At 36.5% G+C, this 24322-nt stretch carries 28 protein-coding genes; 7 read left to right on the plus strand and 21 right to left on the minus strand.

All coding sequences use genetic code 11. From position 1 onward, the window contains the following. Positions 1-111 precede the first annotated feature (111 nt). Positions 112-2553, plus strand: coding sequence for a glycerol-3-phosphate 1-O-acyltransferase PlsB (gene plsB, locus AC0L5Q_RS13080; protein ID WP_473609211.1), 2442 nt, complete (start codon positions 112-114; stop codon positions 2551-2553). A gap of 9 nt (positions 2554-2562) precedes the next feature. Here the strand turns inward: plsB and ubiA are convergent, their stop codons facing one another. Both ubiA and AC0L5Q_RS13090 read right to left on the minus strand, forming a co-directional pair. Further along, positions 2563-3423, minus strand: a complete 861-nt coding sequence (gene ubiA / locus AC0L5Q_RS13085) for a 4-hydroxybenzoate octaprenyltransferase (protein ID WP_473609215.1) — start codon at positions 3421-3423, stop codon at positions 2563-2565. A gap of 16 nt (positions 3424-3439) precedes the next feature. Beyond that, the gene (locus AC0L5Q_RS13090; RefSeq protein ID WP_473609219.1) at positions 3440-4057 is read right to left on the minus strand and encodes a chorismate--pyruvate lyase family protein; all 618 of its coding nucleotides are present in this window, start codon (positions 4055-4057) and stop codon (positions 3440-3442) included. 194 nt (positions 4058-4251) lie between these two features. Between AC0L5Q_RS13090 and AC0L5Q_RS13095 the strand changes: the two genes are divergently transcribed. Continuing rightward, entirely contained in the window at positions 4252-4632 is a 381-nt protein-coding gene (locus AC0L5Q_RS13095) for a flagellar basal body-associated protein FliL (RefSeq protein WP_089024863.1), read from the plus strand. 85 nt (positions 4633-4717) lie between these two features. Here the strand turns inward: AC0L5Q_RS13095 and glpG are convergent, their stop codons facing one another. From glpG to AC0L5Q_RS13115, 4 genes are all read right to left on the minus strand, one after another. Next, positions 4718-5587 carry a rhomboid family intramembrane serine protease GlpG gene (gene glpG, locus AC0L5Q_RS13100; protein WP_473609224.1) on the minus strand — a complete coding sequence of 290 codons (870 nt, stop codon included), beginning with the start codon at positions 5585-5587 and terminating at the stop codon, positions 4718-4720. Next, entirely contained in the window at positions 5584-5919 is a 336-nt protein-coding gene (gene glpE, locus AC0L5Q_RS13105; RefSeq protein WP_473609228.1) for a thiosulfate sulfurtransferase GlpE, read from the minus strand. Before glpE ends, glpG begins: the two co-directional genes overlap by 4 nt. A 148-nt stretch (positions 5920-6067) precedes the next feature. Further along, positions 6068-7093: an L-threonine 3-dehydrogenase gene (gene tdh, locus AC0L5Q_RS13110; RefSeq protein ID WP_473609231.1), complete on the minus strand. Its 1026-nt coding sequence runs from the start codon at positions 7091-7093 to the stop codon at positions 6068-6070. Between the two features lie 13 nt (positions 7094-7106). Beyond that, a complete protein-coding gene (locus AC0L5Q_RS13115; protein ID WP_473609235.1) occupies positions 7107-8306 on the minus strand; it encodes a glycine C-acetyltransferase in 1200 nt (399 codons plus the stop codon). Between the two features lie 338 nt (positions 8307-8644). Here AC0L5Q_RS13115 and waaA point away from each other — a divergent pair, with 338 nt between their 5' ends. Further along, positions 8645-9934, plus strand: coding sequence for a lipid IV(A) 3-deoxy-D-manno-octulosonic acid transferase (gene waaA, locus AC0L5Q_RS13120; RefSeq protein ID WP_473609239.1), 1290 nt, complete (start codon positions 8645-8647; stop codon positions 9932-9934). 64 nt (positions 9935-9998) lie between these two features. On the opposite strand, the gene AC0L5Q_RS13125 is transcribed toward waaA, so the two are convergent. Continuing rightward, positions 9999-10376, minus strand: coding sequence for a DUF2195 family protein (locus AC0L5Q_RS13125; RefSeq protein WP_473609243.1), 378 nt, complete (start codon positions 10374-10376; stop codon positions 9999-10001). 151 nt (positions 10377-10527) lie between these two features. Continuing rightward, entirely contained in the window at positions 10528-11604 is a 1077-nt protein-coding gene (locus AC0L5Q_RS13130; RefSeq protein WP_473609247.1) for a glycosyltransferase family 9 protein, read from the minus strand. 51 nt (positions 11605-11655) lie between these two features. Here AC0L5Q_RS13130 and AC0L5Q_RS13135 point away from each other — a divergent pair, with 51 nt between their 5' ends. Then, positions 11656-12399: a 3-deoxy-D-manno-octulosonic acid kinase gene (locus AC0L5Q_RS13135; protein WP_473609250.1), complete on the plus strand. Its 744-nt coding sequence runs from the start codon at positions 11656-11658 to the stop codon at positions 12397-12399. A 31-nt stretch (positions 12400-12430) separates the two neighbouring features. Here AC0L5Q_RS13135 and AC0L5Q_RS13140 read toward each other — a convergent pair whose 3' ends face one another. Next, entirely contained in the window at positions 12431-13087 is a 657-nt protein-coding gene (locus AC0L5Q_RS13140; RefSeq protein WP_077340133.1) for a TetR/AcrR family transcriptional regulator, read from the minus strand. A gap of 198 nt (positions 13088-13285) precedes the next feature. On the opposite strand from AC0L5Q_RS13140, the gene coaD reads away from it, so the two are divergent. After that, on the plus strand, positions 13286-13768 hold the full coding sequence (coaD, locus tag AC0L5Q_RS13145; RefSeq protein ID WP_473609255.1) for a pantetheine-phosphate adenylyltransferase: 483 nt from the start codon (positions 13286-13288) through the stop codon (positions 13766-13768). Positions 13769-13783: 15 nt separating this feature from the next. Here the strand turns inward: coaD and mutM are convergent, their stop codons facing one another. The 9 genes from mutM to radC all read right to left on the minus strand — a co-directional run bounded on the left by mutM (position 13784) and on the right by radC (position 18998). Continuing rightward, the gene (gene mutM / locus AC0L5Q_RS13150; RefSeq protein ID WP_473609259.1) at positions 13784-14599 is read right to left on the minus strand and encodes a bifunctional DNA-formamidopyrimidine glycosylase/DNA-(apurinic or apyrimidinic site) lyase; all 816 of its coding nucleotides are present in this window, start codon (positions 14597-14599) and stop codon (positions 13784-13786) included. Between the two features lie 23 nt (positions 14600-14622). After that, positions 14623-15522: an ATP-grasp domain-containing protein gene (locus tag AC0L5Q_RS13155; protein ID WP_473609261.1), complete on the minus strand. Its 900-nt coding sequence runs from the start codon at positions 15520-15522 to the stop codon at positions 14623-14625. A gap of 38 nt (positions 15523-15560) precedes the next feature. Beyond that, on the minus strand, positions 15561-16049 hold the full coding sequence (locus tag AC0L5Q_RS13160; RefSeq protein WP_473609265.1) for a hypothetical protein: 489 nt from the start codon (positions 16047-16049) through the stop codon (positions 15561-15563). Positions 16050-16146: 97 nt separating this feature from the next. Beyond that, the gene (gene rpmG / locus AC0L5Q_RS13165) at positions 16147-16302 is read right to left on the minus strand and encodes a 50S ribosomal protein L33 (RefSeq protein ID WP_070375415.1); all 156 of its coding nucleotides are present in this window, start codon (positions 16300-16302) and stop codon (positions 16147-16149) included. Between the two features lie 9 nt (positions 16303-16311). Further along, positions 16312-16548: a 50S ribosomal protein L28 gene (rpmB, locus tag AC0L5Q_RS13170; protein ID WP_076417462.1), complete on the minus strand. Its 237-nt coding sequence runs from the start codon at positions 16546-16548 to the stop codon at positions 16312-16314. A gap of 250 nt (positions 16549-16798) precedes the next feature. Next, positions 16799-17203 carry a hypothetical protein gene (locus AC0L5Q_RS13175; RefSeq protein ID WP_473609274.1) on the minus strand — a complete coding sequence of 135 codons (405 nt, stop codon included), beginning with the start codon at positions 17201-17203 and terminating at the stop codon, positions 16799-16801. After that, positions 17190-17858, minus strand: coding sequence for an AAA family ATPase (locus AC0L5Q_RS13180; RefSeq protein ID WP_077339807.1), 669 nt, complete (start codon positions 17856-17858; stop codon positions 17190-17192). Before AC0L5Q_RS13180 ends, AC0L5Q_RS13175 begins: the two co-directional genes overlap by 14 nt. A gap of 78 nt (positions 17859-17936) precedes the next feature. Continuing rightward, entirely contained in the window at positions 17937-18251 is a 315-nt protein-coding gene (locus AC0L5Q_RS13185) for a PilZ domain-containing protein (protein WP_473609281.1), read from the minus strand. A gap of 66 nt (positions 18252-18317) precedes the next feature. Then, positions 18318-18998, minus strand: coding sequence for a RadC family protein (gene radC / locus AC0L5Q_RS13190; RefSeq protein WP_473618305.1), 681 nt, complete (start codon positions 18996-18998; stop codon positions 18318-18320). A gap of 151 nt (positions 18999-19149) precedes the next feature. On the opposite strand from radC, the gene coaBC reads away from it, so the two are divergent. Both coaBC and slmA read left to right on the plus strand, forming a co-directional pair. Continuing rightward, positions 19150-20358 (plus strand): bifunctional phosphopantothenoylcysteine decarboxylase/phosphopantothenate--cysteine ligase CoaBC, encoded by a 1209-nt coding sequence (coaBC, locus tag AC0L5Q_RS13195; RefSeq protein WP_473609285.1) that lies wholly within the window; start codon positions 19150-19152, stop codon positions 20356-20358. Between the two features lie 181 nt (positions 20359-20539). Beyond that, the gene (slmA, locus tag AC0L5Q_RS13200; RefSeq protein ID WP_077339799.1) at positions 20540-21124 is read left to right on the plus strand and encodes a nucleoid occlusion factor SlmA; all 585 of its coding nucleotides are present in this window, start codon (positions 20540-20542) and stop codon (positions 21122-21124) included. 107 nt (positions 21125-21231) lie between these two features. Here the strand turns inward: slmA and AC0L5Q_RS13205 are convergent, their stop codons facing one another. From AC0L5Q_RS13205 to AC0L5Q_RS13215, 3 genes are all read right to left on the minus strand, one after another. Beyond that, a complete protein-coding gene (locus AC0L5Q_RS13205; protein WP_473609291.1) occupies positions 21232-21873 on the minus strand; it encodes a GNAT family N-acetyltransferase in 642 nt (213 codons plus the stop codon). A 235-nt stretch (positions 21874-22108) separates the two neighbouring features. After that, a complete protein-coding gene (locus AC0L5Q_RS13210; RefSeq protein ID WP_473609294.1) occupies positions 22109-23728 on the minus strand; it encodes a PH domain-containing protein in 1620 nt (539 codons plus the stop codon). Next, the gene (locus tag AC0L5Q_RS13215) at positions 23721-24266 is read right to left on the minus strand and encodes a PH domain-containing protein (RefSeq protein WP_473609299.1); all 546 of its coding nucleotides are present in this window, start codon (positions 24264-24266) and stop codon (positions 23721-23723) included. The genes AC0L5Q_RS13210 and AC0L5Q_RS13215 overlap by 8 nt, the downstream gene beginning before the upstream one ends. Between the last annotated feature and the right edge of the window lie 56 nt (positions 24267-24322).

Consider the following 24322-nt stretch of genomic DNA (forward strand, 5'->3'; position numbering starts at 1 on the left):
AAATTTACCTGATTGATATTATGTATAAGCAACAGCTCATCATACGACTTTTTAAGGACAAAAAAACAAGATGATGATAATATTACCGCACTAAATTATTGAGTACACCAGATGTCAGCACTACGTTCGTTATATCATTACTTATTAAAATTTCCCGTTAAACTATTCGTAAAATGTAAAGTTATCCCTGACAATTTAGCGGATCAAAAACAGATAGATCCAGAACAACCCATTTTTTATGTGGTTAGGTATCAGTCAACCAGCGATGTTTTAGCATTACAAAGCGCCTGTAAGAAACTCGATTTACCTAATCCATTAAAAAAAGTCACCATTAATGGCAAAAGCTTCCCTCGTGTGTTCTTTTTAGAAAAAACAAAATCGGTTCTCCCTTGGAAAGCTAAAGCAAAAACTAATGCCATTGAACAAGGCTTTAATATATTAACTGAGCATGAATTAGACGCTGAACTAAACGCTCAAATGATCCCCGTTAATATCACCTGGGGAAGAACGCCAACCAAAGAAAAAAATACAGCCAATGTCGGCACTGTTATTGCTGACGAAGAGTCACCAACTTGGTTACGTAAAATATTTATTGTTTTATTTACCGGTAGAGACACGCTAGCAAGATTCAGCGATCCATTACATTTTAGAGACGTTAAAGAAAAGCATGGCGATAACGAAGCAACAGCTCATAAATTAATACGTATTGCACGCTTTCATTTTTATCGTCAAACCATTTCAGTCACCGGCCCACGGTTAATGCACCGCCAGCAAATGTTTACGGCAATGTTTGCTAACCCTGCTATTAAAAAAATTATTGCTGACGAAGTTAAAAGTAAAAATATTTCTCAAGCTAAAGTTAAAAAACAAGCGTTAGAAATAATGGACGAGATCGCTGGCGACTATCGTGAATCGATGATCAGTGTAGGCACCCGCGTACTAACTTGGCTATGGAAACGCCTATACAAAAAAATTGAAGTTAGTAATGCCAACACCGTAAGAAATTTAGCACAAGAAGGGCATGAAATTATTTATGTGCCTTGTCATCGCAGCCATATGGATTACTTACTCCTTACCTACATTATTGCGCAAGAAGGCTTAGTAACTCCGCGTATTGCAGCAGGTATAAATCTTAACTTTTGGCCCGCAGGACCTATTTTTAGAAAAGCGGGAGCGTTTTTCATTCGCCGAAGTTTCAACGGTAATCGATTATATTCCACCATATTCAGAGAGTACTTAGGTTTACTTTTTGAACGGGGCTATTCAGTAAAATATTACTCGGAAGGTGGCCGAAGCCGCACAGGGCGATTACTACCAGCAAAAACCGGCATGCTAGCCATGACCATACAAAGCTTATTACGCGGTATAGATCGCCCATTAACTTTAGTACCTGTGTATATTGGCTACGAACATGTAATGGAAGTAGGTACATACCATAAAGAATTAAGTGGTAGCGAAAAGAAAAAAGAATCTTTTTTAGGTGTTTTTAAAGCCATAAAAAGCTTACGTAACTATGGTAAAGGTTATATTAATTTTGGCGAACCTATTAATATTAATAAATTTTTAACAGACGAAGTACCGGATTGGAAAAGTGCAATTAACCCACTAGATCCACAAAAACCTAAATGGTTAACACCCACAGTCAACCTATTAGCCGATAAAGTAATGACTAACATTAACCAATGTGCCGCATTAAATGGCGTTTCGTTAGTGGCCCTTATATTACATGCAACAGACAACAAAGCACTGTCAAAATCAGAATTAGAATCCCAATTAGATTTCTTTTTAATGCTACAGCGTTCAGCCCCTTACAGCACCGAATTAACGGTTCCGCCAGAGTCAGGTGCCGAATTATTAGCAGAAGTTATTGCTTTAAATAAAGTGACCGTAAATGAAGACAGCTTTGGTGAAATTATATCTTTAGACGAATCAGCAACGCTTGAAATGCGTTATTACCGTAATAATATTTTACACACTTACGTATTACATGCGTTTGTTTGTAGAGTATTAGAATGTAATGCGAAAGTCTCAACATCAACCATAGTGAAACAAGTTCAAATACTTCTGCAATTAATTAAGTCTGAGCTGTTTTTATGGGGTTCTGATGATGAAATGCGTACGAATATAGAAACCACGTTAAGCGTACTTTCTGAACTTAATATCGCACAGCAAAACGATAACGGTAATTGGTCGTTAATAGAAGATAATAACCTGCGCTCTAAAGCAAGAATATTAGCAGAATGTATTGATGAAACCATACAACGCCTTGCCATTATATGTTCACTGATTTACCGATTATCACCTATCGACAAAGCAAGCTTTGAAGAAAAAGTTGTTTCTATTGCTAAACGTTTATGTGTTTTAAACAATATTAGTGCGCCAGAGTTTATCGATAAAAAAGCTCAATCTATGCTGATCAGTTCAATGCAAAAACTTAAATACATTGATAGAAATGAAGACGGTCAACTCGTACCCACTGAATCGTTGAAACCTTTAAAAGATGTGATTATTAATTTAACTGATATTGAAGTACTGCAGAGTATTGCTAGATAACGGGTATATTTATAGGTGTTCTATAAAAATACCAATAAATACAACTAAGCCAACAAAATGATTATGTAAAAAAGCTTGAAAACACTTATCTCTTTCACGGTTTACAATCAAAAATTGTTGATATGTGAACAAGCCCGCACTAATCACTAAACATAATTGATACGGCCAACCAAAGGCCAGCATATCGCCTACCGTAAATAACAAAGCGAGCGTAATAAGCTGTAAAAGCAGAACGATGCGTTTGTCGAAAGATCCAAATATAATTGCGGTCGATTTCACACCAATTTTAAGATCATCGTCACGATCAACCATGGCATACATAGTATCGTAAGCAATCGTCCAACATAAATTAGCTGCAAACAATAACCAAGCAACTAAGGGGACTTCACCCGTTGAATCAGCAAATGCCATGATCATTCCCCAACTAAACGCGGCCCCTAAAAAGACTTGTGGAAAATGGGTAAAGCGTTTCATAAAAGGGTAAATAACAGCAAGAAACACTGCCACAAACGACAACATAATCGTATACGGCTGTAAGGTTAAAACTAAAATCAAGGCATTTAAAATCAAGAAGAAAAACAGAGTCAGTGCTTCAGTTGTTGTTATAGCGCCTGAAACTAACGGTCTATTTTCAGTACGTTTTACCTGACCATCAACTTTTCTATCGGCAAAGTCGTTTATCACGCAACCGGCACTACGCATAATAAAAACACCTAAAGTAAATACAACTAATAAGTGGTAACTAGGCATACCTTCTTGAGCAATCCACAGCGCCCAATAGGTTGGCCATAATAATAAATACGTCCCGATAGGTTTATCCATTCGAGTAATTAATTTAATGGCCTGCCACTTAGCTATAAATGCGTTCATATAATATCGGAATACTTTAATTATTGATTAAATGTTTTGGTAATGGTGCTGAAGCTAGCTCAATATCATAAGCGACAGATTCAGGTAAAAAAACCTCCGCCACCATAATAGGTTTGTTTTTTAAAACAAATACTGAACGTCGTCCCCACAAGGAACTCGTTTGAGATAAATTTAACGCATTTATTAATGGCGATAATGAACTAGACGCATTAAATGGGGCAACTTCAATGCACTTTCTGATCAAGTTAGGATGATTAAAAAGTACTTGCCCTAAAGATTGTTCACCTAATTCTGCTAATTTTTGTTCTTCGCCCGTTAAACTTTTTAATGGTAATAAACTGCGCGCAAAGACTTGTGGTTTGTCATCACAAAACAAAAGCACTTCACGTACTAGCACTTCTTCACCAGCAGCTATATCTTGATTAGCCTCAAGCTCACTACACGGTATAATTTGTTGGCCGAGTACTTCAACCCTAAAATGCTCACAATGGGTTTTTAAACGTGCCGTTAAAGAACTAGGATCAAGCAACCAATCTAATAATCCTTCATGTAAAGTATCATCAGAAGAATAGCTAGATGCAATGTTCCACTGTGTTTGAAGTGTTACTGGGAATAAATGTGAATGAAGGCTCATAGCAAAAAATATTGAATTAAAAAACGCTTTATCATATCAGGATTTACCACTTCATACCTAGTAGCTCAGTATTTAATTAAAACAGAATGAACAACTTAAACGCGCTAAATTGAATTATTTATTTAAAAAACATAGTAAAGCAGGTTAATCTATACTGTAATTAACCCTATTTGTATAAAGAGAGCCTTTCTGTAATGAAAAAGCTAATTTTAGCCCTTTGCTGCTTACTACCCTTTTCTCCGATTAAAGCGGCTGATTATGCATATTATGGCTTTGAGCCTTCTATTATCACCAATTACATCGCTGTAAAAAAGAAAATGGGCTACGTAAGAATTAGCGTTGAATTGATGATTGAGAACTCTTCAAACTTTGAAATAGTTGAACATCATGCGCCATTACTCCGCGACGCTATTATTACCATTATTGGTCAGCAGCCTGAATCTAAAATAAAGTCGATTAACGGCCGACATGAAATACAGCGATTATGCGAAGATAAAGTAAAAGAATTACTAAAAAAAGAAACCGGCGGAACGTTAATTAAAAAACTATTGTTTACCCAATGGTTAAGTGAATAAGTTTTTATTTGCATGATGCTAAAAAGAAAGGGTGATATTTACAAAAATATCACCCTTTTTATTAACCTTAGACTAAATTGATTGATTAACTTTTAGCGTATTTAATTTTAATCCAAGCTAAACCACAACCTGAAAGCAAGCCCAATAAATGTGCGGTATTTGCCATATTAACGGGTAGCACGTTGGCAAAACCTAACAACATAAAAAACAGTAAAAAGCCCACTATAGGTTTTGAAATAGTTAAGCCTTTCTCCGGCGCTAGCCAGTCATACCACCATACATAACCAAATAGTGCATACACCACGCCAGACAAACCACCAAAGCTGGGGCCTGACACAATAAACTGACCAACATTTGAAACTATAGCCGATACAAGAAATAGGTTAATTAACGCTCCTTTACCTAGCGTTCGTTCAATAGAGCCACCAATTTGCCACCACCACATCGTATTAAAAATAATATGAAGCCAAGTGAAGTGGAAAAAAGCAGGGCCAATAAGTCGGTAGGGTTGCTCTAATAAATTAGCCATATTTAAATGATTAAAAAAGCCGATTTTATTAAAAACGTCTCGCTGCCAACCGAGTTCACCTAAGATAAAAGTGAACCAACAAATAGCAAAAACAACTAAAGTAACAATACCTGCATGGCGAAAAAATTGCTCTTTAAATTGAGAAACTACAGAAGGCTCATTACTTTTAAGTTGAGACACTTCGGCATTATCCCAAGCAGCCTGTTGGTATTTAGGGTGATGCGGTTGCTTTATAAAGTCTTCAAAAATATCTTTGGCCTGATCTTGTTGATGAATATCACAATAAATAACAAAAGCATTATCTTCAGATTCAACTTGAGCTGATATGTTTTGACTTAATAAATAATTACAAAACAATAAAGCAATATTGTGATGATCTATTTTTACAAAAGCGCCTAATTCTATGGTCGCATCGGGGTTACTCATGAAGTGCTAACGTCGCTCGGATGCTCTAATTGCCATTGTGTAAAACCGCCGTCTAACGAATATACGTCTGTAAAATCTTGGCTTATTAAATATTGGGCTGCTTGTTGGCTAGAGTGACCGTGGTAACAACAAACAACAACAGGTGCGTCAAGATCCGCTTCGCGCATGAAATCAGCAAGGGTTTCGTTGGTTAACTCTATTGCGCCAGGAATATGCCCGTTTTTAAATGAATTAGGATCTCGAATATCAACAACAACGTAAGTTTTTTCGGCTAACGCTTGGTGTAGTTCACTTATCTGCATGTGCTTAAAATTCGTTGTACTGTCTGACACGTATATCACCTTCTCGTAAATAATTTAAATAATTATATGTGTTAACTCATTTGTTGATAAGAATAATATCATTGTTTAAAGGATTATTTAGAGAATTGTTCAAAAGGTATGAAGCCCAAAATTTTTACTTTGGGCTTTTTTAAAGGGATTAATTCCAATCTAAAATCACTTTGCCTGATAATCCCGATCTCATCACATCAAAACCTTGTTGAAATTCATCAATAGAATAGTGATGAGTAATAATTGGAGTAAGATCTAAACCTGACTGAATTAAACTGGCCATTTTGTACCACGTTTCAAACATTTCGCGACCATAAATACCCTTAATGGTAAGCCCTTTAAAAATAACTTTACTCCAATCAATCGCCATATCAGTACCTGGAATACCTAACATGGCAATTTTCCCACCGTTGTTCATGTTATTCAGCATATCGGTAAAGGCCATAGGCACGCCTGACATTTCCATGCCTACATCAAAGCCTTCGCTCATTCCTAATTCAGACATAACATCTGTTAACTTAGTTTTACTTACATCAACGGCTCTTGTTGCGCCCATTTTTAACGCTAAGTCTAATCGGTAAGGGTTTACGTCAGTAACAACGACATGCCTTGCTCCTACGTGTTTAGCTACAGCTGCAGCCATAATTCCGATAGGTCCAGCACCTGTAATAAGTACATCTTCACCCACTAAATCAAACGATAATGCAGTATGAACAGCGTTACCAAAGGGGTCAAAAATAGCAGCTAAATCATCTGTAATTTCATCAGGTAATTTAAACGCGTTGTAAGCGGGTATCACTAGGTATTCAGCAAACGAGCCCGGTCTATTTACACCTACGCCAACAGTATTTCTACATAAATGTGTGCGCCCACCTCGGCAATTCCGACAATGACCACAAGTAATGTGCCCTTCGCCTGACACTCGGTCACCAATAGTAAAACCTTTAACTTCTTGCCCTATATCAACCACTTCACCAGCATATTCATGGCCCACTACCATAGGAACAGGTATGGTTTTTTGCGACCATTCGTCCCAGTTATAAATATGAATATCTGTGCCACAAATAGCTGTTTTATTAATTTTAATTAATAAATCGTTGTGTCCCATTTCAGGCTTAGGGCTGTCACCCATCCAAATACCGGGTTCTGCTTTTAATTTAATTAATGATTTCATGTTAACTCAACCTTTAACTAATAATATTCATTGATTGACCAATACGAATAAACGCGCCAATAGCATGATCTAATTGCTCTTTAGTGTGTGCTGCCGAAATTTGCGTTCGAATACGTGCTTGGCCTTCAGGCACAACAGGGAATGAAAAACCGATCACATAAATGCCTTCTTCTAACAGCTTATTAGCCATTTGTGTTGCTACAGCTGCATCACCTAACATTACAGGAATAATTGCGTGATCTGCACCACCACAAGTAAATCCTGCGGCTTCCATTTGTGTTCTAAAGTATTGAGAATTTTCGATAAGCTGCTTACGTAAAGCATCGCCACCTTTTAATAACTCAATCACTTTGATTGACGCATTCACAATAGCGGGCGCTAGCGAATTAGAAAACAAATAAGGACGTGAACGTTGGCGTAACCAGTCAATCACTTCTTTTTTACCTGATGTATAACCGCCTGAAGCTCCGCCCATGGCTTTACCCAAAGTACCGGTAATAATATCTACACGCCCCATTACATCACAAAACTCGTGGCTGCCTCGCCCTTGCTCGCCAACAAAACCTACTGCGTGAGAGTCATCAACCATCACTAAAGCATTATATTTATCAGCTAAATCACACACGGCTTTTAAATTAGCGATAACACCGTCCATTGAAAATACACCATCGGTGGCTATTAATTTAAATCTTGCGCCTGCGGCATCAGCATCTTTCAAGCATTGTTCTAATTCTTCAGCGTTATTATTGGCGTATCTAAAGCGTTTGGCTTTACATAAACGTACACCATCAATAATTGACGCATGGTTTAGCGCATCACTAATAATCGCATCTTCTGGGCCAAGTAACGTTTCAAATAAACCTGCATTTGCATCAAAACATGACGAATACAAAATAGTATCTTCCATGCCTAAAAATTCACTTAATTTTTGCTCAAGGGTTTTATGAATATCTTGCGTGCCGCAAATAAAGCGTACCGACGCCATACCAAAACCATGCTCGTCTAACCCTTCTTTTGCTGCTGCAATTAAGTCAGGGTGATTAGCCAAACCTAAGTAGTTGTTTGCACAAAAGTTAATCACCTTATCACCATTAGCTACGGCAATTGATGGTTGTTGAGCGGTAGTAATAACTCGTTCGGCTTTATATAAACCGTCAGTTTTTACTTGATCGATTTGGCTCGTAATATGTGAATAAAAAGGAGATGTACGCATGTGTTTAAACGCTCCGCTTGTTGTAAAAGTAATAGTTGTTATATTTTTATCGCTTATCTATTAATTGAATGTAGCGACTTTATTGGCCTTTTTGATTAAAAATACAGCCTCTTAATTTTCATTGTACGTTTTAACGCACAAAAAGAAAATAGCTAACGTTAGAAATAAAAATTTCACTGTAAACTTTTAAGACCATCCCCATATTTATACCCGTTACCAATCAAGAGACGATTTCAGAGTGCTTGAAGATAACGGGTATATATTCAAAAATACTAAACGCTATCATTGTAAAAGTGTTATTAGGTATACTTAGCGCACTGCTAGCAACGAGAATGTTTGTGAAATACTTTTTATCTTTACTCTTTTATCGCGTTTTATTCTTCTTATTACTGCCTGTATTGTTGCTAATATTAGTGGTTAGATCTAAAAATCACCCAGAATATCGCCAGCGATTATTTGAGCGCCTCGGATTTATTGATACAAAATTAAGCAAACATGGCATTGTTATTCATGCAGCAAGTGTCGGTGAAGTTATTGCCTTAAAAGCCTTTATCGAAAAATTACTCGCTAGCCAACCTAATACACCTGTAACTATTACCACCTTTACACCAACCGGCTCAGCACAAGTTAAAAAACTGTTTTCTGATCGAGTTCAGCATTGTTATTTACCCATAGATTCTTTTATTTGTACTTGGCTATTTTTATCACGCTTACAGCCCAAAGCTATGGTTTTTATGGAAACCGAGTTATGGCCAAATTTAATCAGCCAATGTAAAAACCGACAAACTAAATTGTTATTGGTAAACGGCCGTTTATCAACTAAATCAATGAAAAGTTATAAAAAATTAACGTGGTTAATATCACCTTGTTTACAAGCTTTTGATCAAATACTCACCCAAAGCCAAATCAATCAAAACAACTTTATGGCATTAGGCAGTAAGACATTAAACTGCGAGCTTTCGGGTAACTTAAAGTTTGATATATCAATTACACCAAGCATTACCAGCAAACAAGCCGAGTTAGCTGCGTTTATTGAAGGTAGACGTAAATTATGGGTTGTTGCCAGTACACACCCAGGTGATGAAGAAATTATTTTAAAAGCCTTTCAACCTCTGCATCAACAGTATCCAGAATTATTACTTGTGATTGTGCCTAGACACCCAGAACGTTTTGCTGACGTGGCACAATTAGCGATAAACAGCGGCTTTACTACATGTAAACGCAGTAAGAACACGCAAGTTAATGCAACAACTCATGTTTGGATATTAGATACCTTAGGTGAGCTAATGCCAATGTGCGCATTAGCGTCGATTGTTACTATGGGCGGAAGCTTTAGCACTATTGGCGGACATAATCCTTTAGAACCCGCCTTATTTAAAAAACCCGTGATAGTCGGCGCTAATATGAGCAATTTTACCGAAGTGATGCAGCAACTAATCGACGCCAAAGGCATAGTGCAACTTAACGGTATTAATAACGAAAAAGAGCTAGTTCATGCAATAACTGAGCTATTAAACGATAGCGATAAACAGCTAACTCTTGGTGACAATGCGTATAACGTTGTGCTACAAAACCAAGGAGCAAGTGACCGGTCACTTGCTCACTTGAATAGATTATTGGGTGGATAAGTTATTTAGGATTGGTTGATTAAACTTGTTACTTTATCGTCACCTCAGGCCGTGTGTTAGTGCGCTAGTCTGCTAACGCACAAGAGAAGTTAACCAACACACTGTAATCACCTATTATATCCTTGCTAGTAGCCAAAGGTATAATAGACGCCTTAGTACCAAATTTAACTTTAGCTGTAAGCAGTTGAGAGTTATAGCCATCCATTTCAAGCAGAGATGTGTACTGAGAAATAGCAGATTTACATCCACATTCCGACGTAGGTTTTAGTTGTTTATACGATAGACCTAACATCGGGATACCATCCCTATATATGACTTCTGAACGATCTATCGTAATACAATTTGATAGCTGGTTGTTTATTGATACTTTTGTATTTGAAGTCGCTTGCGAGCAAGCTGAAATTAAAAAAAGTAGTAATAAGCTATATTTTAGTCCCGCCATTTTTAGATACTCCTTTGATATAATTAACCTTTATGTTCAAGTGTTATTTTTTAGCTTCATCAGAGGTCAATGAAAACTGACTGGGACAAATATGTTTTGAGAAATAACAAATTAAATGAAATCTAATTTTGTTAATCAAACAATGAAAACCTTAAACACTAGCTTTCAACTCAGGATAAAAGTCTTCAACCACGAGGTTAATTTTAGCTTTAACCTCTTCAATCGTTAGTCTTTCCATTAAATCACTGCCTTTCGCTCTAACGCCCCAAGGTAGTTGTGTGTAAGGTTTACCTTTTTGCTCTTCAATCACTTGGTCGTAACAACTAACCACGTATTTTGGATATAAATACGGTCCTGTTCTGCGCGGGTTACTATGAGCATATAAGCCAACAACAGGCGTACCAACCGTTACCGACATATGCGCAGGGCCTGTATCTGGTGCTATGGTAATGTGTGCTAATTTTAAAACAGCGAGTAGTTGTTTAAGTGAGGTTTTACCAACTAAGTTGGTAAAAGAGGCGTTACTTTGTTTGCAAATATCTTCAGCGAGTTGTTTTTCCATCGCCGTTGGGCCACCGCATATAACAACACGAAAACCCACTTGTTGTAGATATTCAGCCGTTTGTGCATAGCCTGTTACATGCCAGTTTCGTTCTGCTTTACTGGCTGCAGGGCTAATAACAGCAACGGGTTTGTTATTTTCTTCAAATAACGTGTTGTGCGCCCACTGTTCGTCTTCTTCAGGTAATGGCATATTCCATACTGGCTCGCTTACCGTTAAACCTAATACTTGGGTAAATCCCATAAAACCATCGAGCACGTGTGGCTCGTTTTGCGGTGCAATTTTATAGTTGGTGAATATCCATTGACCCTCTTTTGCGCGTTTACTATCAAAGCCTATTTTTGTTTTGGCTGGAATACAGTAACTCGCTAAGCTGGCTCTTAGGGCAACTTGCATATGCAATAAAATATCAAAGTGCTGGCCTTTCATGTGATCGCGTAAATCAGAATAGCCTTTCAAACCAGCAGACTTGTCAAAAACAATAATTTCTACTTTCTCTAACCCTTTAAGTAAATTAGCTTCTACTTTACCGCACACCCAAGTGATTTGAGTATGTGGCCATTGTTTTTGAATATTTTGCACCGCTGCAACGGCATGACAAACATCACCGATGGCAGATAAACGTAAAACACATAAATTTTTTGGTGCAGCTAATTGACCCAGCATAAAGGATTCACCACAATAGACAGATTAAAGTAATATAATTGGTCTATTATCTTGAACCCTTCAACATTTGTAAAACCCTGTAGCAAAAAAGTTTGCGAAAACAACAATATATTTTGTGTTTATGATGAAAATGAAGTGGAAAACTTTTCTGAAGCCTTTCTTGATAGCAGCTACTGGCAAAAAAACAATCATATTGTAGGCACAGCTCAAGGCCGAGGAACTACTTGGTTTATTGAAGTTAATAATAAAAACTGGGTATTAAAACATTACTATCGTGGCGGCTTGATTGGTAAATTTAATAAAGATTCTTATTTATTTTCTACAAATGCTAACACCCGAGCGGCTAAAGAGTTTGAGTTATTAAATCAACTTTGCGACTTAAACTTACCGGCACCAAAACCCATTGCTTATCGTATTATCAATACCGGCTTGTTTTATAAAGCGGATATTTTGACTGAACGTGTGTGTAATGCTCAAGACTTAATATCGTTACTTATGAAACAATCGGTTAGTTCTAGTCTTTGGCAGCGTATTGGCAAAACCATCAAAAGCTTTCATGATCATAATGTTTATCATCACGATTTAAATATTCACAATATTTTAATTGATGACCAAGAAAAAGTATGGATTATCGACTTTGACCAAGGTGAAATTCGCTCTAGCTCTGGTAACTGGAAACAAGAGAATATGATCCGATTATTACGATCATTTAATAAAGAAAAAACAAAAGACGTTACGTTAAATTGGCAAGAAAGTGAGTGGAAATTGTTACTAGCAGGATATGAAAGCGAATAATTATGAAAAATCATTCGCTATATTTGGCATATTAAACCGCAGATAAACTTGCTTCTAAGCGCTTACGGTACATAGTACGAGCAGCTAAAAACTCTTCTTTAGCTGAATCGCTAATGTATGGATGAATAATGACTAAGATTTTCAACACGCCCTGATAAAAAACAGAGTCGTTAATTTCTTCTTCATTGTTTTGTGTTTGATAAAAGCTTAACCAAAACGTATTAACTAAACGTAGAATACTTACAATTTCAGGTAAGTCTTCATCGTCAAATTCCATCATGTCAGCTTGTTTTAACGAAAGTAGTAATTGGCTTACTCTGTCTGCAATAAAGCTTTGCACTTCAACATATTTGTCGTGCAACAAGGGATTTTTAGCCAATAAAACAGGAAGATTACTGTAGAAAAAACGAAATTTCATCATGGCCTGAAAAACCATATCCATGTAAAGAATAATAGCATCAAGTGGTTTTACGTCTGGGGATACTTCGGGCATACTTTCTAATAAAAGTGTGCGGGCATATTCTTCATAAATAGACAAAATAATGTCTTCTTTATTACGGAAGTGATAGTAGAGATTACCTGGACTTATACCGAGATCTGCCGCAATATGATTCGTTGTAACATTCCTTTCGCCGTTTTCATTAAATAGAGCGATGCTAGCCTGAATTATTTTATCACGAGTTTTCATTGATCCCACTTCTTTGTGTTTTTTTTGCTTACTGCCGATCAACCTATATTACTATCAAATTCAATAAGACTGAAAGGTTTTTCGAGTAAATACTTTAAGTTTTCTCTTTTTAAAATGCAATATCTTTAATAATGTCTTTTGAATTTAAAACGGTAGGCCATTACAATAGCTTTCACTACTTTTAATGAAGATTATTTTATGCCTATAAAAGCGATATATCCGGGAACATTTGATCCAGTAACGAATGGTCATACTGACTTAATTACACGTGCAAGTAATTTGTTTTCTGAAGTGGTAATTGCGGTGGCATCTAACCCAAGTAAAAAGCCTTGTTTTGATTTAGCTAAGCGCGTTGAAATGATACAACAAGTTACACAGCACTTACCTAATGTAACGGTGGTAGGCTTTACAGGACTATTGGTTGATTTTGCTAAACAACAAAATGCTTCTGTTTTAGTGAGAGGTTTACGTGCTGTTTCTGATTTTGAATATGAGTTTCAGCTTGCGAACATGAATAGACGTTTATCGCCTGATTTAGAGTCTGTATTTTTAACGCCTTCTGAAGAGAATAGCTTTATTTCGTCAACAATAGTGAAAGAGGTGGCTTTACATAATGGTGATGTGAGTAGTTTTGTACATCCGATAGTAAAAACGGCTTTAGATGAAGTACTAAAGCCTTAAACTAAACTGCCCAGCTTATTTTTTCTGGCAAGTAGGACAAAAAACTGAGCTTCGGTTGGACTGCCTTACTTCTTCTAATATGGTTTCACACACCATGCATTTTTTCCCTGCTCGGCCATACACTAAAAGTTGCTGAGCAAAATACCCAGGGCGCCCATCAGCTTGAGTAAAATCTTTTAAGGTTGTGCCGCCTTGTGCGATAGCTGCAGCAAGTACTTCTTTAATAATATCGGTTAGGGCGTTAAAACGTTTTTTCGATATACTTCCTGCAAGTGCTGTAGGTAATATCCCCGCTTTAAATAACGATTCGTTGGCATAAATATTACCTACGCCCACAACAATATGGCTATTCATTAGAAAGGTTTTGATGGGAACTTTACGGTTTCTCGACTTTTCAAACAGATAATCTGGGGTCAAATCATCACTTAATGGTTCAGGCCCCAATTTAGCCAGTAAACCTTGTTCATCAATATGTTGCTCAAACCATAATACCGCACCAAAACGTCTTGGATCGTTCAATCTTAATGCTTTGTTGTTACTTAACACTAAATCAAAATGATCGTGTTTAGCCACTTCGGTATTAGCATCAATAACACGGATCGTACCCGACATCCCTAAATGTAAAACTAGTGTGCCGTGCGAAAACTTAATTAATAAGTATTTAGAGCGACGCTCTACTGATTCAACTTTGCTGTTAACCATACTATGAACGCTATCAGGAATAGGCCAACGTAATTTAGCATTACGCACAATAACCTTGGTAACGGTTTGATCAAGTATATGAGGTGTAATGCCTTGTCGGCATACTTCTACTTCGGGTAATTCAGGCATAATTTAGAACCAAGTTAAGGAGATTAAGATGCATTGTGAGTATTCATTTTATCAACAAATGCTTGGGCAAAGCGCGTGGGTGATTCAGGATCCATATTAAAATACAGCGAAGGCTCTATCAGTTCGGCTTCCATTAAAGCGAAAGATGTTTGATCGCGTACGTAATCAAGCCGTGCATACAAAGGCATATTATGAATTTTAGCTATGGCCGCTAATGTGTTTTCAGCTTGGGTTAATAGCTCGGCTTCAGGTTCAACGGTAGTTAATCTGCCGCCATGCTCTTCTTGTACTCTAAAATCGTTGTTTTTTGGCGTTTTAAGGATTGTGTGACTCAACGTACCATTAAAATAAAACAACGAGAATTCGCCTTCCTTTATTACGCTTTCCATGAAGGGTTGAACCATAAATGATTCATTTTTAAATATGGCTGTTAATTCAGCTAAGTGGTTTTCAATATTGTTTTTAGTTAGCCAAAACGTATTATCGGCATTGGCAGAAATACGAGGTTTGATCACTAACTGATCAGTATTGAAATAATTAAAAAAACGGTTAACTGACGCAACAGAAATTTCGTTTTCCCACAGCGTAGGTACTATATTGATACGTATTTCTTCTAGGGCTTTTAAGTAAATTTTATCAATATTCCACTCAATAATTGATAAGCTATTTTCAAGGTGTGCCGATGAAGCTTCGATATTTGAGAGTACTTTTAAAAAAGCATCCGCATGATCTTGATAATCCCATGGCGAACGAATCACAACCGCATCGTATTTGTTCCAATCCACATTTTCTGCTTTCCATGAAATGGTATGAGTTTGCCAACCTAATTTTTGTAGCGGTTCGTCAATTAAGTGGTCGTAAACTTCAAAGTCATCTAAGCAGTCCATGGTTAAAATAACACAGTGCTGTTGAGGTGAACTCATGTTAATCCTCCCATTAATAGTTAAAGCTAGCATTATCGTTATACTGACAAAATTTCATTCGGTACAAGCTGAGAGAAAATAGCGAGAGGGAAAGATTTCCATACCTGTGTGGTGCGATTAAATATAAGGAGCTCTGTATCAGTGGCATATAGGTTTAACGTATAAGGTTCATCTTGCCCAGCAAGTTCTACTTTAACCACTAAAGCCATTTTTTCGTCGAGTAATGGAGGATGCTTAACGGTATCGCCTTCGCTATGTTTCCATGACCGCATCATTTGCTCTAGCCCTTGTTCATTTAGCGTAGCAGGGGTAGAACGCCATGTTTTTCCTATACGTTCAATCGTTACATTGGGATAAAAGGTTAACGTGAGAATAGTGGCATGTGCGCCAAATAACGTTGCTTGTTCCGTATTTGAGGTGCTTTCATCTTCAGAAAATATTTTATTGTTGGTGACATTAATTAATAAAATAAACGCCATTACTGCGAAGATAATAACGTTGTTCCAACCTGTACGAGATAATTTCATAGACTCTGATCAGTTAAATTGAAGAACAACAATAATACCGTAATTTAGGCAATAAAAAACCCAGCAAAAGCTGGGTTTTTAAATAAGCAGTTATCAATTACTTGATTTTTGCTTCTTTGTACATAACGTGCTGACGAATACGAGGATCAAACTTTTTGATCTCCATTTTCTCAGGCATAGTCTTTTTATTTTTATCTGTAGTATAAAAATGACCAGTACCAGCACTAGAAACTAAACGAATTTTATCACGCATGATGATTCCTTAAACTTTTTCGCCATTGGCACGAATATCAGTTAAAACTGCATCAATACCTTTTTTATCGATAATACGCATTCCTTTCGGAGTTAAACGTAATTTAACGAAACAATTTTCGCTTTCAACCCAAAAACGGTGAGTTTGAAGGTTAGGTAAAAAACGACGACGAGTCGCGTTTCTTGCGTGCGAACGGTTGTTTCCAACCATTGGCTTTTTGCCTGTTACTTGGCAAACTTTAGACATAATGAGTACTCCAATATTAATTTCAGCTCGAGCTATATTTCCCCAAGACCGTCGCCTCGGGATCCTGAAAAAGGTGGCATATTATAGAGAAACTGAAAAGTTATTGCTAGCTTTTCTAAAGATCCTATTGAAAAACTATTGAATATTCCTATTTTTCAATAAGTTAAAGGCTAAATTAAGAGGTAACAAACAGTACTACAATGTACTTTATGGTTTATTTACCATCGAATAGTATAAAAAACAGACTGACTCAGTCTATTTTAGATCCTAACAATTTGTGTATTTTTTCTTGTTGCGCTTTATTACACAATTCATCAATTAAAATGCGCAAAATATGAGATTTGGCTAACTTAGTCTCAATAGCTAATTCTGACAGTTGTGTAATAGCTTCTTCACTCAAGGTAAACGTTGCATGTCTAAAAGGCTTTTTGGTTTGGTTGGCTGCTGCTTGTTCTTGTTGGGCTTTTTTATCAGCTACATATTGCTGTGCAGCGAGAACTGCCTGAGTTAAATTTAATTGGTTGTTAATATCGCTACTAACAATTTCAGGTGCACCCTTTGCGTAATTTTCTGCGTCAGAAATAAATTCGTCTACAGTGAATTGTCTTTTTTTTGTATTACCGTCCTTGGACTTTTTAAGATCACTTAAACTCATGGGAGTTGTCCGGTTTCATTGCCATTAACTCTTCTGCAATTGAAATCATTTCTGCGGCGGCTTTGCCATCCGGATCAATTTCTAACACAGAAGACCCTTTTTCTTCACTATCGTCGTATACATTTCGGCTAAACGTAACAGCATTTAAAACATTTATACCGTACGAGCTACACACATCTTTAGCTTCTAATATACGCCCTGCTTGATTGGGTAACGAAGGACATTGGGTAATAACAAACGAAGCTAGCATTTTAGGATTAACCATTTTACATGTACTGAGCATATCTTCCATGTGCGGAACAGTTTTTAAATCGCGACGTTTTGGTCTTAACGGAATAATAACATGATCAGCTACCGACATTGCAGCACGTAAGGCGAGGTTGTCTTGACCACCACAGTCAACAATCACGTAATCGTAATGTTGATTCAGGCTTAATAAGTCGTTACGAATTTTTCCATAAAGTTGAATACAGTTAATGGCGGGTAAACTAGGATCAGTATTTCGGGCTTGTATCCAGTCAGACGTTGTTCGTTGCGGATCACAATCAACCATTAATACAATGGCTTCTTTATCTCTGGCAAAATAAACCGCCAAGTTTTGTGCAAGGCAACTTTTACCACTACCACCTTTTTCACCGCCTACTAATATCATCATTACCTGTTTCTCCTGCTATCACTTAATTAGTGATATGCACCAATTATAGTTCAAATTTTAACAAACATTGTTAACGTATTACTGCGCATTTTCGTCAAGGCGTAAAGCGATTTCAAACCAACCATTATCTTGTTTAATACAACGTATAACACGACCGTGCAGTTTTTGGCTATTAGGATTAGCCGCTTTAAAAATAACAACAGCTTGCGATTGTGGTTCAATGGCTTGATCGCAATCGATTTTTAAACCTCCTCGAGAAAAATCAAGACAAGCTATTTTCTTTTGTCGTTCTACACCAGCACTATCAGTCCAAACAATATCAACTAATTCTTTTTCCATATCTAACCGGAATGACTGTCGACGCTCTTCCTCGTTATTTGTAATATCAGACATATAGATTCCTTAATCCTATCTTTGATAATGTAAAACTAACTGTCATTAACCATAGTTGCAACTATTTTAACGGCTCAACTCGCCTTGTTCAGCAAAAGAGTAGCATTGATGACCGGCTATAATGATATGATCTAAAACCCTCACATCAATTAAATCTAATGCTTTTTCAAGACGACTCGTTATCTGTTTATCTGCGGTACTTGACTCTGCAATTCCAGAAGGATGATTATGGCTTAATATAACGGCTGCAGCCTGATTCTTTAAAGCATGTTCAACCACTATACGAGGATAAACGGCTGCCGCATCGATGGTGCCATAAAACAGTCTTTCAAATTTAATTACCTGGTGTTGATTATTTAAAAACAACACAGCAAACACTTCTCTGGTTTCGTTACGCAATTCGCTAATAAGGTAATTTTTAGTGGCTTGTGAAGAAGTTAATGCATAACCCTGTTGAAGCTGCTCAGCTAAGTGCCTTTTCGACATTTCTAAACAAGCTTGCAACTGTACGTATTTAGCCGTACCTAAACCTTTTCGGGTACAAAACTCTTCTTCAGACGCTTTGTATATGGCAGAAATGCTGCCGAAGCTCACTAATAACTGGCGAGCTAAATCAACCACATTACAGCCTTGTACTCCTGTTCTTAAAAATATTGCCAATAATTCAGCATCACTTAAACTTGCAGCGCCTTGATTTAATAATTTTTCTCTAGGTCTTTCTACACTTGGCCAATCCTTTAACATAATGACATCCTTGTATTGCGTATCGTAAATTCAATATTTATTTGTACAAAATTCATACATAAGTAGTTATACCAGTATTCCACTCAAAATTTCAATATGTTAGCAATTAGTGGTATCTTTAGCGTTATTGAATTTATATACGTGTAGTTAGAAAATGCTGAAAGGTAAAAATATTGTACTTGGCATAAGCGGTGGTATTGCAGCTTATAAAACCCCTGAATTAGTTCGTCGCTTAAAAGAGCAAGGTGCTAATATTAGAGTAGTAATGACCAACGGTGCTAAAGCCTTTATTACCCCATTAAGCCTACAAGCCGTTTCTGGCAATGCGGTTTCAGACAGTTTATTAGATACCCAAGCTGAACTTGCTATGGGACATATTGAATTAGCTAAATGGGCTGATTTAATTCTTATTGCACCAGCAACAGCCGACGTTATTGCACGTATTAGTCATGGCATGGCGAATGATTTACTTACTACTATCTGTTTAGCGAGCGACGCTCCTTTGGTTGTTGCGCCAGCGATGAATCAGCAAATGTGGCACGCACAAGCTACTCAAAACAACATAAGTATTTTAAAAGCTCGTAACGTAACACTTTGGGGACCAGGTGCAGGCGAACAAGCCTGTGGCGATATAGGTTTGGGCAGAATGCTTGATGTACCTGATTTAGTCAGCCTTGCTTGCGATTTTTATCAAAAGAATAAAACAAGTAATCTATTAGCGAATCAACATTGGGTGATCACTGCTGGCCCTACGCGTGAAGCAATTGATCCTGTTAGATATATTTCTAATCATAGCTCAGGAAAAATGGGCTATGCAATTGCTGACGCAGCACAAAAAGCAGGCGCTAAAGTCACGATTATTTCTGGCCCTGTAACCATTACTGCACCACAAGACTGCGAGGTAATAAAAGTTGAGAGCGCTAGAGATATGCATAAACACGCACTCGTATTAGCAGAAAAAGCCGATGTATTTATCGCATGTGCTGCCGTTGCCGATTACCGCGTTACTGAAGTTGCTAATCATAAAATTAAGAAAACCGCAGATAACGACAACCTAACTATTGAATTAGTGAAAAATCCAGACATTGTGGCTGACGTTGCAGCATTAGCTAATAAGCCTTATACCGTAGGTTTTGCTGCTGAAACACAAGACGTAGAGCAATACGCTAAAGCTAAACTAGCCCGAAAAAAATTAGATTTAATTTGTGCAAACAATGTGTCTTTACAAGGGCAAGGTTTTAATAGTGATGATAATTCGTTAACCTTATTTACGGCGAATAATGAAATACACTTACCACTTACCAGCAAAGCAAAACTAGCACAAACCTTAGTCGCTGAAATAGCTAAAAAGTACGTTAAATAACGTGCTTTATTTTTTAAAATAGTAAGTAACCACATACCCTACATTTATTAATTTAGATATGCTTACTGATTAATATGCCATTTTCAGGATAATAAATAACTTCCATATTAAAGTAGTTGAAAGCACCAACATAAAACCGTTAGAATTCACTTATTAATAATTAAAATAAATGAGAATTCTAGTGGCTGTAAATCCAAAAACCAATCGTAAACAGCAAATTTTAGAATGTTTAGCTAGTATGCTTGAAACTAGCCCAGGACAACGCATTACTACCGCTAAATTAGCCGCTGATGTAGGTGTTTCTGAAGCTGCTTTGTATCGTCACTTCCCATCAAAAGCGAGAATGTTTGAAGGGTTAATTGATTTTATAGAAGAGTCTATTTTCTCAAGAATAAATCTTATTTTAACGGATCATAAAGAGGCTTTAGTACGCTGCCATCATATTTTACATGTGCTGCTAGTCTTTGCTGAACGCAATCCGGGTATGTGCCGCATTTTAAGTGGCGATGCTTTAATGGGTGAGAACGAACGTTTACGCGCGCGTGTAAATCAGTTTTTTGAAAAACTAGAATCTCAATTCAAACAAGTATTAAGAGAACGTAAATTAAGAGAAGGTAAAGGTTTTACCATTAACGAACTTGCCTTAGCTAATATTATTGTTTCTTTTGCTGAAGGTAAAATCAGCCAATATGTAAGATCGAGCTTTGCTAAAAAACCAAGTGATGATTTTAACGAACAGTGGCAATTTTTAATGGCGAGCAAGTAAGCTAAGTTCAGGTTAAGTAAATAATTTTATCCAATCATAAGTATGATTGGATAAAATTATTTTACGATCTATTTATAGCTTTTTAACATGAGTGTTATTGTTAAAATTTATGCTGAAACCGTAGCTTGAATGGTCGCAGGGCTAGCAATAAATAATTCGAAAGGTAATGGCTCAGCTAATAAGCTTTCGTCTATTTCTACCTGCATAAAACCACTTGCTGTAAAAAATGCTTTTAGCTCTTCGTTTGCTATAGCTTCATTTTCAAGTGCTAGTTTTGTGTAATATTGCGTGTTTTCTTCACCATTACAAAACTCTAAATCAACAAATAAGTTCATCGCCATACTCATAACATTTAACGATTGAACTTTAGGGTAATGTAGAGCAATTTCATTCAATAAATACTTTGCTACACCTTGTTTTCTATAAGCCGGCTGTACACTTATTGCTTCAATCATAATATGTGTTTTTGCGTTAGTATCTGGCTTAACTAAAAGTTTTTCGCAATATTCTGCTATTAAATTTTGTTTTTTAAAATAAACACCTAATGGTAATTCCCAATCAGTAGCTTCTTGCTCATCAAGCATTGCAAAGCTTTTATCAGCATCGCGATGCTTATTAAGGGTTATAAGCTCTATTTCCGCTTTTGCGATCACATCGCCAGCGTCATTACTTACATTAATTTCTTGCGACAACTGCCAATCGTACGCGCCTTTTACCGTTGGTTTTTTAAAGGTTATTGATAAATTCATATGTGTTTAGCTAACATAAACGTTTTACGAAATGCTCGCTACCTTGATGGTCAAATGACGATTTTTAATAAGATGGTGCGTATTTTATGGGGTTTTCATTAGAATTCATACTGAATTAACGTAAAATGAAATTGAACAATTTATAAAAGGATTAATAATAGTAGATAAAGCCCCTCCAGCGTATTCATTTTTAAATCCACACTCATAAACAAATACGTTAACACCTATTTAGTCATTACATCCAAGATCTTCGACTTTCTTCTACTTGATATAAAAGCTCGTTGGTCATGTTATAACCTTGTTGTTCATTGATATACGGAATATTTACCGCACCTGATGCTAATACGATAGATAACGAACAAAGTTGGTGGCGTTTCATAAACACACTTTGAATAAATTTAGTCTGTTGTACTTTGTAGATAGGAAAGCAACAATAGTCGACGCCTAAAACTCCTTTACGCACATATAGAAAATATTTGTCTTGTGCATAACCCCAACGATACCAACGACAAAAGACTAATCCGCTCAATATTAAGTACGCTGGCACCAAATAATTTAGCAATGTGAACTTCCCTGTAGTAGCGGCGAAAAACGATAGCACTATAAACAATGGCGTTAAAATATAGCCGATATTGCGTAACAAAAATCGCTTACTAATACGCGTATAACTTAATGTTTCCATGGTATTATCAGGAAACACATCATTGATCAGCGTTTGGCATTCATCCGCAGTAATCGACGGCACCATAATTTTATTATTTAAGCCCCCAGGTTGAAAGTTTTGCCCGATCACATTGTTTTGTTCAAAGGTTAGATTAATACGATTAAGCAGTATGTCTAACCAATCTTGTTGCCTATACACCATTTGCAAGCGGGGTAATTTCATTGTTACTTCGTGCTTAGTTAATAACCCACTACGTCGAATATATCTGTCGCCTACTTTGCTCAAGGTGTAATTATAAAAAGTAATGATGGAACCCATGATTGAAAGCAGTACAATCGGTAATAAAATTAAAAAGGAAAGTGTTAGCGCCCATAAACTAATTTGCCACCAAGACTTATCTGCAAAAGTTAGCAGCTGCTCTATATCAATCCCTAAATTCTGAAAAAAGTTATCAACATAACGCCCTATATCATCTAAAAAAGGTGCTAAGCCCCCTAAAAATATCCATACTCTATTATTGGTTATTCCATGAATAATAAGGTCTTTGAGGGAACGCGTGTTTAATATGGTTTCATCTTGAGTGTCGTTTTCAACTATTTGTTCATTACTTTGCTCTACGTTTATTTCTGTAGGTTGAATATCATTTTGATCATGTGTGGTTAAAATTTCTTTTTTTAAAGCTTCGGCAAACGAGAGTTTTAATGCAACAATTTTAGCTTCCTGCTGGGCAGAGCCTGCGGTATCAAGTTCCAAGCAAGTGTAACCAAAAGGGCGGTAATAAATGGGTTGAACAAGTTTTACGTTTTGAATACGAGTAAAAGGTAAGTTGATATGCTTTTTAGAAAAAACACCTGATCGAATTTCAATATGTTCGTTAGCTAAACGGTATTGAAAAAAGTAAAAATTTAAAAATACAATCAAGCCAATAAAAATAACCACACCCAATAATGCAGGTAACCATATCCAAGGGGTATTAATAATATGCTTATAGCCAAAAATAACGGCTGGAATTAAAAAGAATAAATTACTGAAAAAGACATAAAGCAATTTTACGAAAAAATAACACATGGCAATAGGAGCAAGCCTTTGCCACGTTTGGGTTAAATTGTCATTAACGATATTATCTTTACCTTGTGATAACTCTGTATCTTTTTGCTTGTCTTGTTCAGGCGAACTTTCAATATTATCCATGATGAACAACATCTTTATGATCAAGTATAAATTGTCTAATAGACTCTGCAGTATCGACTTCTAATCCCGGAATTTCAAAAGTATGTGTCGCACCGCCAGCGCTAAATACCTGTATTTTAACCAATCCAAGTTTACGGTCTATAGGCCCACGCTTTAGCTCAACATGTTGAATACGTAATATAGGTTGGGTAACTGCTTTTTTAAATATAAGGCCTGATATGTAACTTAAATCTTGGTTTCTTAATGCGTAAAATTTTCGTTTATCAGCAAAAAAACCAAAGATAGTTTTACCTAAAAATATGAGTGCTAATATCACGCAAATAATTGGGACCGTTTTTACGGCGTTAGGAGATATAGGCATAAAACTTTGAACATGAACAAACAAGGCAATAATAAGCGCGAGTAGGATTAAAAGTATATTAATACCTAAATTAGCCATACGGTGCTTACTGGATATAGCAACAAGCTTAAGTTGTTCAATTTGAGGTAAAGATTGAACATTCACTTCATTGTTTTCAAAAGATATTTCATCTTCCACTCTACTTTCCTTAATGTTGCTTTAGGTTCAATTATTATATTTTTATCATACTACGA

This window comes from Pseudocolwellia sp. G5-9 (assembly GCF_055808995.1).